This is a genomic window from Streptomyces sp. NBC_01352 (assembly GCF_036237295.1).
GTDB lineage: Bacteria > Actinomycetota > Actinomycetes > Streptomycetales > Streptomycetaceae > Streptomyces > Streptomyces plumbiresistens.
The window spans coordinates 247,983-260,770 of record NZ_CP108354.1 but is presented as its reverse complement, the minus strand read 5'-3'; the positions used below and the strand labels follow the sequence as shown (position 1 = coordinate 260,770).

The 12,788-nt window shown below is 68.8% G+C and carries 8 protein-coding genes and 4 pseudogenes; 6 read left to right on the top strand and 6 right to left on the bottom strand.

Features of this window, described 5'->3' with window-relative positions; translation table 11 throughout:
- Positions 1-11: 11 nt before the first annotated feature.
- A pseudogene (locus OG252_RS52260) lies at positions 12-584 on the top strand (cyclase family protein); the annotation flags it as partial.
- A 137-nt stretch (positions 585-721) separates the two neighbouring features.
- Entirely contained in the window at positions 722-958 is a 237-nt protein-coding gene (locus OG252_RS52255; protein WP_443068521.1) for a hypothetical protein, read from the top strand.
- Between the two features lie 929 nt (positions 959-1,887).
- Here the strand turns inward: OG252_RS52255 and OG252_RS01365 are convergent.
- Positions 1,888-3,198 (bottom strand): chloride channel protein, encoded by a 1,311-nt coding sequence (locus OG252_RS01365; protein ID WP_329333045.1) that lies wholly within the window; start codon positions 3,196-3,198, stop codon positions 1,888-1,890.
- Positions 3,199-3,398: 200 nt separating this feature from the next.
- On the opposite strand from OG252_RS01365, the gene OG252_RS01360 reads away from it, so the two are divergent.
- The 3 genes from OG252_RS01360 to OG252_RS01350 all read left to right on the top strand — a co-directional run bounded on the left by OG252_RS01360 (position 3,399) and on the right by OG252_RS01350 (position 5,001).
- Positions 3,399-3,656 carry a hypothetical protein gene (locus OG252_RS01360; RefSeq protein ID WP_329333043.1) on the top strand — a complete coding sequence of 86 codons (258 nt, stop codon included), beginning with the start codon at positions 3,399-3,401 and terminating at the stop codon, positions 3,654-3,656.
- Between the two features lie 326 nt (positions 3,657-3,982).
- Positions 3,983-4,369, top strand: a complete 387-nt coding sequence (locus OG252_RS01355) for a hypothetical protein (protein WP_329333042.1) — start codon at positions 3,983-3,985, stop codon at positions 4,367-4,369.
- Positions 4,370-4,584: 215 nt separating this feature from the next.
- The gene (locus OG252_RS01350; protein ID WP_329333040.1) at positions 4,585-5,001 is read left to right on the top strand and encodes an SHOCT domain-containing protein; all 417 of its coding nucleotides are present in this window, start codon (positions 4,585-4,587) and stop codon (positions 4,999-5,001) included.
- A 118-nt stretch (positions 5,002-5,119) separates the two neighbouring features.
- Here OG252_RS01350 and OG252_RS01345 read toward each other — a convergent pair.
- Positions 5,120-5,307, bottom strand: a pseudogene (locus tag OG252_RS01345) (IS5/IS1182 family transposase); the annotation flags it as partial.
- Positions 5,308-5,612: 305 nt separating this feature from the next.
- Between OG252_RS01345 and OG252_RS01340 the strand changes: the two are divergent.
- The gene (locus OG252_RS01340) at positions 5,613-6,488 is read left to right on the top strand and encodes a nuclease (protein WP_266452605.1); all 876 of its coding nucleotides are present in this window, start codon (positions 5,613-5,615) and stop codon (positions 6,486-6,488) included.
- Positions 6,489-6,696: 208 nt separating this feature from the next.
- On the opposite strand, the pseudogene OG252_RS01335 reads toward OG252_RS01340, so the two are convergent.
- The 4 genes and pseudogenes from OG252_RS01335 to OG252_RS01320 form a co-directional block, all read right to left on the bottom strand.
- Positions 6,697-6,901, bottom strand: a pseudogene (locus OG252_RS01335) (IS5 family transposase); the annotation flags it as partial.
- A 23-nt stretch (positions 6,902-6,924) separates the two neighbouring features.
- Positions 6,925-7,408 (bottom strand): annotated as a pseudogene (locus OG252_RS01330) (transposase family protein); the annotation flags it as partial.
- A 578-nt stretch (positions 7,409-7,986) separates the two neighbouring features.
- Positions 7,987-10,038: a trypsin-like serine peptidase gene (locus OG252_RS01325; RefSeq protein WP_266452607.1), complete on the bottom strand. Its 2,052-nt coding sequence runs from the start codon at positions 10,036-10,038 to the stop codon at positions 7,987-7,989.
- A 637-nt stretch (positions 10,039-10,675) separates the two neighbouring features.
- Positions 10,676-12,703, bottom strand: a complete 2,028-nt coding sequence (locus OG252_RS01320; protein WP_266452608.1) for a S8 family serine peptidase — start codon at positions 12,701-12,703, stop codon at positions 10,676-10,678.
- Positions 12,704-12,788 lie beyond the last annotated feature (85 nt).

The window sequence follows — 12,788 nt, the reverse complement described above, 5'->3', positions numbered from 1 at the left end:
GCCCCTGCCAGATGGTGGGAGCATGCCGACCTCCGACCAGCTCAGCGAGGCGGATTTCCGGTCGCTGTACCGGCGGCTGCGGAGCACGGCCCCCGGTGCGGCGTCACACCGGGGCGCCCTGGACACCCTCACCTCCGAGCGGGTGCTGGCCGCCATCCGCGAGGTGCGTTCGGGCCGTACGATCTCGCTGGCCGCCCCGGCGAACACCCTCGCCGGGCCTGACGACACCGGAGCCCGCCGAGCACCGGCTCACCTCTCCGGCGGGCGGCGTTCCGGGACCGGGCGAGGGCCTGGACTTCGCCCGGGACCGCTTCGCCATGGACATCCACAGCGATGTCAACAGCCACCTCGACGCCCTGTGCCACGTCATCCACAACGGCACTCTGCACGGCGGCGTCCCGGCTGCCGACGCCCTTTCGCCCGACGGGGCGAGCACCCTGTCACTCGACCTGGCCCGGGACGGCATCGTGGGACGCGGCGTGCTGCTGGACATCCCGGGACTGCACGGCCTGCCCTGGCTCGAACCCGGATCCCACCTCACCGTGGAAGACCTCGCCGCCGCCGAGGCCCGGCAGGGTGTCCGAGTCGGCCCCGGCGACATCCTGCTCGTACGAGTCGGACACCGGCGGCGCCGCGAGGAGCGAGGCCGTGGGACGCTGCCCGCGCACGAGCCGGGCTGCATCCGGCCGCCCTGGAGTTCCTGGCCGAGCGGGAAGTGGCGGTGCTCGGCAGCGACGGCAACAAAGACACGGCGCCCAGCACCACACAGGGCGGGGCCTTCCCCGTGCACGTCCTCGCCGTGCACGCCATGGGGCTGCACCTTCTGGACTACGTGCGATTCGAGGACCTCGCACCGATCTGCGTACGAGAAGGGCGCTGGTCGTTCCTGTGTGTGATCGCGCCGCTGCGGCTGCCTTCCGCGACCGGCTCCCCGGTCAATCCGCTCGCTGTGCTGTGAGACCCCGGCCCGGCGAAGTCGACTGCGGTTCGACAGCGCCCTGAAGGTGCGCGGAGAACTGCGCGACCAGCCAGGACGGTGCCGCAGGCGACCGACGGATCATCGCGGCCCCGCAGCGGAGCCGCATATCGACTCAGCCGACGGAGCGCTCAGCGCTCAGGACGTCAACTGATCGACGCTCCCGCCCACCAGATACGGCCCAACACCAGCGACCCGCCGGTGAGCGCCTGGTCCTGGGTAAGCCCGTATCCAGGCGCGCAGCTGTCCCAGCCGTACGCGGGGCGAACATAAGGATCTCCAACGCCGGCAGGCAGTAGCCGAACAGGGCCACGTAGGAGGAGGTGTGGGACAGGCCGGCGTTCACCAGCGCCAGCCCCGCCGCGTCGGAGGGCTTGGGCGGTGGCCGGACCGGTGGCGGTGTACGCCGTACCGGACCAGACCCACGCCGTTGGCGAGCCTCACAGCGAGCGAGACTGTAGGGCGGGGAATTGGGAGCCGGAGGCTCACCCCCGGTGGTGGGCCGCACCGCCGCGAGATGAGGCAAGCCAGGCGAGGAGGAACGCCAGCCCTCTTCCCGATCCAGCCACCGGGCCGGCGGCACCGCCGCCCATACGACCCCGCCACGCGCGCGCCACGGGCCGCGCGGCGGCACGATGGCACCGTGGCCAGGCGGTCGACTTGTGGCTGTGCGGTGAGGGTCTACCCGCCGCGCAAAACCGCGTCGCTCTCGACCGGGACCGCGGCCATCCAGCTGGCCCTGGACGAAAACAACATCGCCGGGACGGAGCGTCTGCGGCACAAGCTCAGGGGATACTCGGCCGCCACTTTGGGATGCACGAACACCATCTGCTGCCGCACATCATCTACCTGCACACACCAGCCGGGCACCGTCCGCTTCGGCAGCACCCCCGCAAGCTCCGCGCTCGACGTCAACTGCCAGGCGACGACTCTCTACGACGCGCTCGACCGGCTGGCGACTCGCTGAACGCGGGGATCCGCGGGCCCTGCGGCAACAGTTCGGTCAGGACGAAGGAGCCGACCGCCGCCAGCACCACGACCGGGACCGTGTCCACGTTGCCCAGCAGGAGGACGACCAGCACCACGCTGCTGACGGGCAGCCGCAGGGCCGCGGTGGCCGACGCCGCCATCCCGGCCGCCATGGCCGGCACCAGGCCGAAGCCGGGCAGCGGCGCCAGCAGGGCGCCGATCGCCCCGCCGAAGAACAGCGCGGGGAAGACGGGCCCGCCTCGCAGACTTCCCATGCAGAGCGTGTACGCGACGCCTTTGAACACCAGCACCGCGATGAGCGCGCCCACCGACCAGGCATGCGGATCCGAGGCCAGCCGGCCCAGGGTGACCTGCCCGGACAGGGCGACCTCAGCCGGCGAACGGCCGGTGGCGACCGTGTAGAGCGCGATGCAGCCGGCCGCCCCGAGCGCGCAGAGGGTGGTGTTGCGCACCGTCCGTGACGACACGAAGCCGGCCGTGAACCGCCCGCCCACGAAGGCCCAGTGGATGAAGAGCGCGATGGCCGGCGCCATCAGCAGCCCCCACAGCACGTCCCCGGCGTCGAGCGGCGGCGCCTTGGGCAGACCGACGTTCAAACTCATGGTCTGCAAGCCGGTCCAGCGGCCGAAACCGGTGAACACCAACGCCCCGATTCCGCTGGACAGCATGGCGGGCAGCATCACCGCGAAGAGCTGCGGCCCACCCACTCCCGCCACCTCCATCAGGAGCACCGCGCCCACCACCGGGTTCCCGAAGAGCGCCGAGATCGCCGCCGCGGAGCCGGCCGCGCCGAGCAATGCCGTGCTCGCCTCGGTCTGAGGTGCCCGTACGAGACCCGCGAAGAGCAGAGCGAGGCCGGTACCCAGAGCCATCAGGGGCCCCTCGGGTCCCAGCGCGGCACCGAGCGGCAGGCTGAACAGAGCGGCGAGGAGGACACCCGGCAGCGACTTCCTCGTGATGCCGCCCGCGTGCAGGCCGCCCGCCGGGATGTGACCGCCCAGCCCCGGGAGCCGCGTGACGATCAGGCCGACGGCCACACCGGCCACCAGCAGCAGCGGGAACCCCCACCACCAGGGAGCCTGCTTCCAGCCCAGATCCCTGGGCCAGTCCGTCCAGACCAGCTGTTCCAGCTCGTGCATCGCCACGAGGAACCAGAACGCGACCAGAGACACCGGAACACCGATGAGCCCGCAGAACACCAGCGCCTTGCGGTACTCGGGCCGACGCAGCATGTTCTGCAGCTGGTCGGCCTCCTGGGGCTGATTTCCCGGCGCGGACCCGGCCGCATCTGCTTTCGTGCCAGCGATGGGGCCCTCCGGAGGTCGCGACATAACAGGTGATTCAACCTATAACGGAAGGAGGCTACCCAATCCGTCACTCATCGCCGAAAGCCGCACCGCCGGGGTCAGTGGAGAATCTTCCCCTCGCGCACTTGGACGGCCCCAGCCACGAGATCCGGCTGTCGGTCGACCACCGCGACGAGCCCGTGGCCGAGCGGACCCGCATCATCAACCGGCTGCGCCGGCACCAGCACGAACTCGGCCCCGCTCGCGACCCACCCGCGCGGAGCCCGATCCACCCCCGTACACCAGCTCTCCTCCAGGACTTCCCCGACCGGCAGGACAGATTCGTCGCCGAGCCCGCACGCAGCCACCCGCATCGCTGCACGAGGACGACCGCAACATCCTGACCTGCACGGTACTGAGCCGCGGCGGAGGAGTCCCGGCCCAGAGTCCCGGTCCACCGCCTCGGACCATGCGTATCGACTACGGTGTCGTCGCCCGCTGCGGCAGTGGCGAGCCCCTGCTCGCCCCGGAACTCACCCGCCTTGCCATGGCCCACGGGTATGTGCAGGAGCCTGCATCGTGGCGAACCCATCGACGCCATGGCCGGCACCCTCGCCGACCGGCACGACCTGCTGCGCCTGGTGTTCCGGCGGTCGTCCGGTGTCCGCCGACCGCAGTGGCCCGAGGCGGCCACTGGCTGGCCATGCGCCGTCCGGGCCCCCTGGATATCGTGGGCAACAAGGTAAAACGCCAAAACGCATCGTCGATGAGTGCGCGGTCGACGATGGAACGGATGGCAACCATGACCGCATCGACTATCGCCCCACAGGACGCCCACCCCGCGCGGCTCGGTGCCCCGGGCGCGGACGCGAAGACGGCAAGTGGGGCGGCTGAGCGCGCTGTTACCCGCAACGCAGTGAGTCTCGACGTGTTCGGCGCTCGTGTTGAACTGCCCCCTCCCGAGCAGCTCGCCTTTCTGGCCGGCGTTGGCGTACTGGCCGCCGTGGAGATCATCGAATGGCCGGTGGCGTTGGTCCTGGCGGTCGGACACCAGCTCGCCCACAGCCATCACGGCCGGGTGCTGCGCGAGTTCGGTGAAGCGCTGGAAGAAGCCTGAGGCTGCCCCCTCACGTGGCCGCCGCCGGTGTCCCCAAGGCGGCGATGCCCAGTACTGCTTGCCTCCTACACGCCGCTGCCCGCAGGTCGTGTCCGCCGCCCACGGTATCGGCGTGCGCCTTCGGGCTGGAACCTCCCGGCGACGAGCACCTGTAACGGCCGGTCTCGTATTCGCGCGCACCGCGACCTCAACGGACGACAGCAACAGGAGAAGCAATGGACAGCTACGTGAACCTGGCCTACGACTACCCGGTCCTGGGAGCTTTCTGGACGGTCATGTGGATCTTCCTGTGGGTGATGTGGATCTTCCTGCTCTTCCGCGTCATCGTCGACATCTTCCGCGACGACTCCCTGGGCGGAGCAGCCAAGACGGGCTGGCTCGTCTTCACGATCGTCCTTCCGTTCCTGGGCGTCTTCGTCTACGTCATGGCCCGGGGCAAGGACATGGGCAAGCGTGAGCAGGCGCACGTCAAGGCCCAGCTGGACGAGACGAACCGGTACATACGCGAGGCCGTGGGCGCCACCGGCCCCGCCAGCGAGGCAGAACAACTCGCCAAGCTCTCGGAGATCCGGGCCAGGGGCGACATCTCCGACGAGGAGTTCCGCCGGGCAAAGGAGAAGGTCCTCCACTGAGGCCCATACGGTTCCAGGGAAGAATGACAGTGCGCTCGCGCGCGTGGCTCGTGCCATTCACGGCACGCCCCTGCTGCGCCGCCTCCGCCACCCGGCAGGAGCGGGAGGCCCCGTTCCGATGAAGGGTCAGGACGGCCTGGACGAGTTCGGTGATCTGGGTGGTCGAGCATCGTAGTTTGCGGAGGGTCGCCCGGACTTGAGGGTGGCGATGGCCTGCGCGACGAGGGGCCGGATCTTTGCGTGGGACCGGTTCACCGCCTTCTGGCCTGGGGACAGGGGCTCCCACGCTCCCCAGCGAGGCGGCCGGCCCAGCTCGGTGACGTACGGGGCGTACAGAGGGCCCCCGTACGCCGTCGTCGGCGCGCCATCGTGCTCAACCGCAGAGGCGACTGGCCGCTCTGGGAGCTCCACAGCGTGGACGGACTGGCCGCGCGGAGTGTTGAGGGCGGTGAGACCCCGTGAGCGCCCGGTGGCGGTTCAATGTCTCCCTTCGCAGACGTTGAACCGCCAACAGGACCCCCGGGCGCTGCGGACGCATAGTGAGGAGTGGCCGTGCGGCGTCCGTCCGCGCATTTCTGGCCGCTACCAGGCGTCCGTGAGGAGGCCCCCTCATGCCGTACACCCGCATCCAAGGCGAATTCCGGATCGTGGGGACGAGCCCCGACGGGGACACGGTCCGGTTCTACCCGGACGACCCGGCGGTGTGGGACACGATCCCCGGCCCGGTTCCCATTCAGATCCGCGGCCCGGGCGGAGCCAATCTGCGCTTGGAGGGCATCGACGCCCTGGAGACGCACTTCGATCCCCCCTTCGTCGGCGGGGGCGTGCTGCACCAGCCCAAGGCGCAGGCCGAAGGGGCGGCTGCCGAACTGCTGCGCCTCCTCGGGTTCGACCCCGTACAGCGCACTCCGAGCGGGAAGGTCAAGGCCCCCACCAACCCCGCCGCCGTCCGCGGATACGTCCTGACCCGCGGCGGTGACCCGCTCGGCCGCTGCATCGCCTTCACCGGGCCCGGAGCAGGACCTGACGCCGATGCGGACGGCAACGTCTTCTTCACGCCGGCCATGCTGCACGAGACCGTCAACCACGAGCTGCTCGCCAAGGGCTTCGTCTACCCGACCTTCTACCGGGCCCTCTTCCCCGACCTGCGCAACGACATGACCGCGACCGCGCACAAGGCCCAGGCCGACAGCGAGGGTCTGTGGCCGCTCGACAAGACTCAGAAGCCCACGGTGGTCGTGGGCCCTCCGGAGGTCAGCAAGGACGTCATCCTGCCCAAGTTCTACCGGCGGCTCGGCGAGTACGTGCTGCTGAACGACGGAGACCCCGACCTCGGCGGTTTCGTGGTGTTCCTGCGTCGCAAGGCCGACACGTTCACCATCCTTTCCACCGGGCACACCAGCACCGGCCTGGACCTCATCATCGAGGTCAACGACAGCAAGGTCCGCTGGACCCACGACATCGAGGACATCGTCTTCGACAACTGAGTCCGCGGACCGAGTGAACCCGCAGACCGGGCGAGCCTGTGCACCGGCGGGAAGGAGACATCCGGAACGTTGGTTGCGGATGGAGATAGACAAGCGGCTCGCCTCGGTTTGCCGGTCACCGTCCCCAGCTCCCGGCGGCCCTCAGCCGAGTCGAGCGAAACGACCGTGCCGAGAGACCTCGCCGGTTACGGCGGGCCCTGGGCAGAGCGTCAGGTGCGGTGGCGGATGACGACATCAACCAGCCGTAGGTCCGCTCCACCGCCCAGCGTTTCGGTATCGAGTTTGCGGTAGCCGCCGTCTCCCCAGGTCTTGCGGATCGTGGGGTCGTCGGCGGTGACCCGGTTGAGAAGGCGGGCGCCGGCCACGGAGTGCTGGACGCCGACCGCGGTGACCAGGACCGCGAGCAGGAGGCCGGTTCCTCAGATCCGAAGATTCGTCACGAGCCTTCTGTTCGCCTCCGGGGGGCGACCCGCACTCCGGCCGGCCGCGCAGAGTCAGCGGCGTACGCGTTCATCCCTGCCAGGACGGCTTGGACGAGGCTTGTGATGCGGGGTGGTGCTGCACCGGAGTTTGCGCAGGAGCCGCCAGGTCTTGAGGGTGGCGATAGCGGGTTCGACCGGGGCTCGGATCTTGGCCTGCGAGCGGTTCACGGTCTGCTGCCCCTCGGACAGGGTCTCCCAGCGGCCTCGGTACGGCACGCGGACAGCCGTCCAGCGCCCTGATAGCCCTTGTCCGCCCAGCAGTGGATTTTTGCTGAGACGAGGGCGTCGAGTCGACGCCTCTCGGACGGCTTGTTCGAGCGTGGGTGCCAGGGCGGCCAAGAGGTCGACGGCTTCGGTGATGTACCGGTAGGCCGTGGTCGTGCCGATGGCGAACAACCCGGCTACGAGCTGGGCGTAGGGATGCCCGTTGCGCAGGTGGGTCCAGGCCGGACCGGTAAACAAGCACGTGAAGCCTCTGGTGGCACAGGTGATCTTGGTCGTGAACCTGCCTACCAGGGGCTTCACACGTCTGTCACGCCAACTGCCGCACTCGCTCAGTAGATTGAAAAGGGCTCCATGCATGACGGCACCGTGACTCTGGACGCCCATGGCGAGGCGACGGTCGCTTGAACGCAGAGGAGGACAAACCACCTACCTGAGGAGCGCGGCGATTTCCTCGCTCCGGACGTGCAGGGTGAGCCTCTGAAAGGCAACTGAGACCCGCTCGCTCGTTGTGGTCCTGGTCGGCAGCGATTCCGTGTCGACTTCGGGGAGCCGATGCTGGTCCGACATCGCGACCGTGGTGATGAACGAGGAGGCCCTCGGGGTCTTCGTGGCGAACGCTGCCCCGGCCTCGGTGTCCGTCGCGGGGCTCCGACCGTCGCTTCGGCCGGCCACATCCTCCTGCTGTGGCCCGGCGAAGCAGGTGCCTGGGCCGGACCTGCCGGTGCGGCACCCGCGGCACGACGGCCGTTCGGCGTTCCCGAACGGCCGGATTCGTACCGAGGCGGGAAACGTCACCCCATGCCGACCGCGTGCCCGATCGAGGCGGCGACCTTTGGGTGGGCGAGGTACTCCTCGATGTCGTGCGCCCGATCCCGGGAGTTGGCGACGGCCAGCTCGGTGAGTTCGCCCTTCCAGTCGTCCGCGAGCGGGCACCCGATGGCGACGCCGTCGGTGGGGCACCAGACGTTCACCCAGTGGGCCACCCGATCGGGACGCTTTGGGCCGCCGACGAGGAGCCGGCGGTACACGGTGTCCAGCCCGAGCGGGCTGCCCGCGGTGACCAGCAGCGTGACGTCCAGTTCCGGAGTGAGTCGGCTGATGAGGTCCATGCCGACTACGGTGCCGAGGCTGTGCGTCACCAGGACGAGCTCGCCGGAAGTCGGCATGGTGGCGAGCACGGTGTCCAGGACCGCATCCCGGACGCCTGGGTCTGCGAGGTACGCCGCGACATCGCGGAGTGTCGAGGCGATGATCCACTCGTCCACGTCGGACTTGGCGGCCAGCCAGCTCAGCTGCCGCTGCAGGGCCCCGACGAGAGCATCTCCGAAGGCTTCGGTGGCCAGTAGGTCCTCTCGCGGCATCCCCGCGTTCCCCGCAGCCTCGGCGATGAGCTCTTCGTAGGTGTTCCTGGCCGGACCGGCGGGGGCACATGCTTCCGCCACTCGGTCGGCCGTCATCTCTTCGAACGAGCGGGGAACGGATTCGTGTTGCTGGATAGCCCGCATAAGCTCGTCACCGTAGTACGGGAACCATACGTCCGCCGGGTCGATCGGTGTGATCCCGGCACGTGTGAGCCCGTGGTTGAGCCCCGCGGACCAACCCCGGCGGAGCACCTCCGGGTCTTTCCCCTGCTGGCTCCTGCCGTGCAGGAAAACGAGACGCCGGTTGCCGCCGAAGGCTGTGTCCCTGGCACGGAGGCCGACACGTGTGACAGTGGCTTCGTGTGAGGGCCGTGGTGCGGCAGTGTCTGTGGAACCGGGCAGCGACGGTACGGAGACCGGTCGCGGTGCCGTCGTCGCTTCCTGGAGGCCCGCCTCCGGGCCCATCTCGCTCAGCAGGGCCGACAGCGGAGACGGGAGACCGGGCGACACAGATGCCAGGTGTCTGAGGATTGAGCTGATGCGCACGCCTTCGTTCGCCACCCAGGCGATGGCGTCGTCACCGTCGCCAGGCTGCCACACGTCGCCGTCCTTGCGCAGGGTACGGCCCTGTTCGTCCTTCTCCGGCACGCCGCTGTGGTGCAGCGCCACTACTTCCCACTGATCGTTGAAGACGGGCGAGCCCGAGTTTCCCGGCTCAGTGTCGGTCTTGTAGTGCAGGAAGTCGTCCAGCCGCACCTGCAGTGCGTTGTCGCGGACGGCAATTTCCTTGAGCCGGCCCATGGGGTGACCGATGACGTTCACCGGTTCGCCGATGACCAGCTTGCCGACCTGGGCGCTGAGTCTGTTCCACCCGAACACGTCTCCCGGCGGCTGGTCGTCTGCGAGGGGCTGCACCAACACCAGCGCGAAGTCGAGACGCTCGTCCGCAAGGAAGCAGCTGCCGGGATCGAGTTCGAATCGGACCGGCACGGAGGGGGTGTTGTCCAAGGTGACTTGGGCGTCGAACTCGACGACACACTGCTGGGCGGTTGCCTCATCGGGCAGTACGTGGTGATTGGTCATCAGCAAGCGTGGTGAGACCAGGAATCCCGTGCCGGCAGGCAGCTCACGGCCATTCGCCCGGATCGAGAGCCGGGCGACCGTGCGGGCCGCGCGGGCACCGCGTGGCAGGAAGCTCCAGGCCTGCAGCTCTTTGGAGAGGCCGAGGATGCGTTCGTTCGCGGCGGGCGCGTCCAGCGCCTGCTCGCGGATGCTCTCCACTGCCGCCGCGGCGGGCACTCCTTGCCTGTCGAGCAGCCGTGCCGCGCGAGCGGCGATGGCCGCCGGTGAGTCCGGAAACAGCACTCCCGCGTCCAGCTGCCTCTTGATGTGCTGCCGCTCGGTGCTCGTTCTGCGATACCGCTCGGCTGCGGCGTCGGCCTGTTCGAGCCGCTCCGAGCGGGTGCTGCCGGTAACCGCCATGGGAGTCCCACCGTCCTGGTTGTAGTGCACCTGCTCTCCAGGAGGCAGGCTCAGGGCGTGCGGTGCAACAAGGAGGGGGGTAATCGGGTTACGGAGCCCGACGGCCTGCGGCTGGATCGGGCGCCTCATGGCCGCGCACAGACCGGGAGTCTCCCGGGCCGCGCACGGCATTCAGGACAGCCTGGCCCTGGCTGTCGACAAGCCTGGTGAAGACCTGCTGGGCGTAGCCGCGAACGACAGCCCAGGCGATGATCTGTGCCGAACAGTCGAGGGCGGTAGCCCGGGTACGAACTCCCCACGCATCAACAGCAGGCTCAGAACGGCGGTGAGCCCTCCGGTCGACAGCTTCAGCAGGGCCAGGGCCACCGGCACGTTGTACGGGGTCGAAGTGCCCTTGATACGGCCTAGCGAGGCTGCCGCGGCGACGGAGGCGGCTACGACACCGGTGATCTCGACGGCGACGTAGTCCCACGTGAAGGCGACCTCGGCATGGTCCTCGGCAGCGTTGGTCCGGATTTTCTGGCTCCGGGTGGGACAGCCCACGTCAAAGGACTGCAGCTCGGGGTGGACCGGCCGGAAGCACAGGGGCACCAGCCCGGGGGAGAGAATGCAGCCCAACCGACTGGTTGAGCCTTCCTCAGGAGAATTGCCACGCCAGGGCGTAGGGCTGTGCGAACTGGGTGATCCTGTGCGCACGAACGACGACCTCAGCGTCACCGGCGGGGAGACCCTTCCAGCTGACCTGCTCGACATTGTTGACACGGTCGAATCCGGGATTCGTGCCCATGTTGCCGTGGCGTTCCTGGCCGCCCACGCGGACGATCAGGTCCAGGTCGTTCTGCAGGGCCGCACCGGGCGGGTCCGTCCAGACCAGGGTGATCTTCAGGGTGTTGTCCGCTCCTTGCGGCACCGTGACGGGGAACGAGCGCTCCTCGCCCTGATCCAGCTCCTCCTCGTCGGCGAATCCGGCCCGGTCGCCGTCGCTTTGGAGGGCGGTGGACCGTTCGAGGTTGACAAGGCCGAAGCCGGAGTTGTTGTTGGGGGAGGCGCCTGCCTCGCTGGGGTTGTACTGGCCGGGCAGATCCTGTGCGCCGTTGATCAGCATGGCTTTGAGGAGCGCCGCGCTCGGGTTGGGGGTGCCGTTCTTCACCAGGGTCTCGCGTAGTACCGCTACGCACCCCGCGACAAGCGGGGTGGCCATGCTGGTGCCGCTGAGGAAGAAGAAGTCGGAGTCCGAGGAGGTGCCGAAGAGGTTGTCGGGCCCTGCCACGCGCGAGTGGGCCGACAGGATCGACGTGCCGGGGGCGACGACGTCGGGCTTGATACGGCCTTCCTGGGTCGGCCCTCGGCTGCTGAAGGCCGCCATTCCGGCCGGATTGTTCGCCTGCCGGTCGTCACGGATCGGGTTGACGGGAAAGGAGCCGATGTTCAATTGGCCGTATGTGAGGGGGATGTCCGGGCGATTACTTTCACTGGCGCCGATCGTGATGACGTTCTTGGCGCCGGCCTGCCCGCTCACGGATGCCTTGTTGATCTGTCCGTCCCGGTCCCGGTCATGACCGCTGTTTCCTGCAGAGAAACAGATGACGAAGTCCTTGTGGTCCCACACCATTTCGTCGGCCTCGAAGGCACTGGAGTCATACGGCAGACTCGGGCGCTTGGGGCCCCACGAGTTGGTGTGGATCCGTACCCCGTCCTGGAGGAACGGCGGCTCGAAGAGGTCACGCAGATCGGGTGGGATACCACCGAGGTTGCCGTTTTCGTCCAGAAGTGACTGCAGGACCAACTCCGCTTCGGGAGCCGTGCCGGTGACGGCCCCGCCCATCGAGGCCGACGTCCCGTTGCCGAGGACCGATCCCGCGACATGGGTTCCGTGGCCATCGGGGTCATCTGCTCTCTGCGAGAGCGTACGGCCGAGGGCGACCAGCCGCTTGACCCGTCCGCTGAAGGCGGGGTGCACGTCTGCCGTCGAGCCGCGGTCGAAACCGGTGTCTGCGACTGCCACGACTTGCCCCGCGCCCCGGAAGGGCGTCCCATTCAGGGATACCCGGGTATGCATCAGTGTTCCGGCAGTCGTGTTGTGCAGCACCATCTCGGGGACTCCCTCGACGTGGTGTACCTCGTCGAGGGTGGCCAGCGCGGCCAGGCCCGCCTCCTGGACCGTCATACGCACCTTGCGGTGGCCGGACCCGACGTCGCCGGCAGACACGCCGGCGGCTTGGGCGATCCGCTCCTGCACTCCGTCCGATGCCGCGTCGACGTCGGGGTGAAGGACAACGTCGACTGTGTGCGTGCCAGGAGCCGCGGCCTCGAGGGGCTCGGCCAGGTCGGCGATGGCCGGCCGCAGCCGGGACGACCGCAGGGACTGACCGAGCTTGAAGCCCTCGAGGTATACATCGGCCCACGCCACGAAGGGGAGTGTGCGCACGGCCTCCAGGTCCGAGGGCCGGTAACCGCAGAGATACGTGCTCTCCGGAACGTATTCGTGGATCTCCACACCAAGCGCCGCCAGCTGTCCCTTCTCCTCAGCGGTGGGCACATGTGTGGTTTGCACGAGCAGGTAGTTGGAGTGTGAGGCGTCCTCCGAGACCAACGATGCACTGGCGAGCTCGGCGGACTGGACCAAGGGGTCCACACTCACGCCGTTGATGGTGATCTGAGCCATACCGGACTCCTGGGTGGGGGTGATCGGATTGATTGCCTTGTGGTGTTCGGTGCACGCCGTGGATCACAGGCGTGCCAGGGAGGTG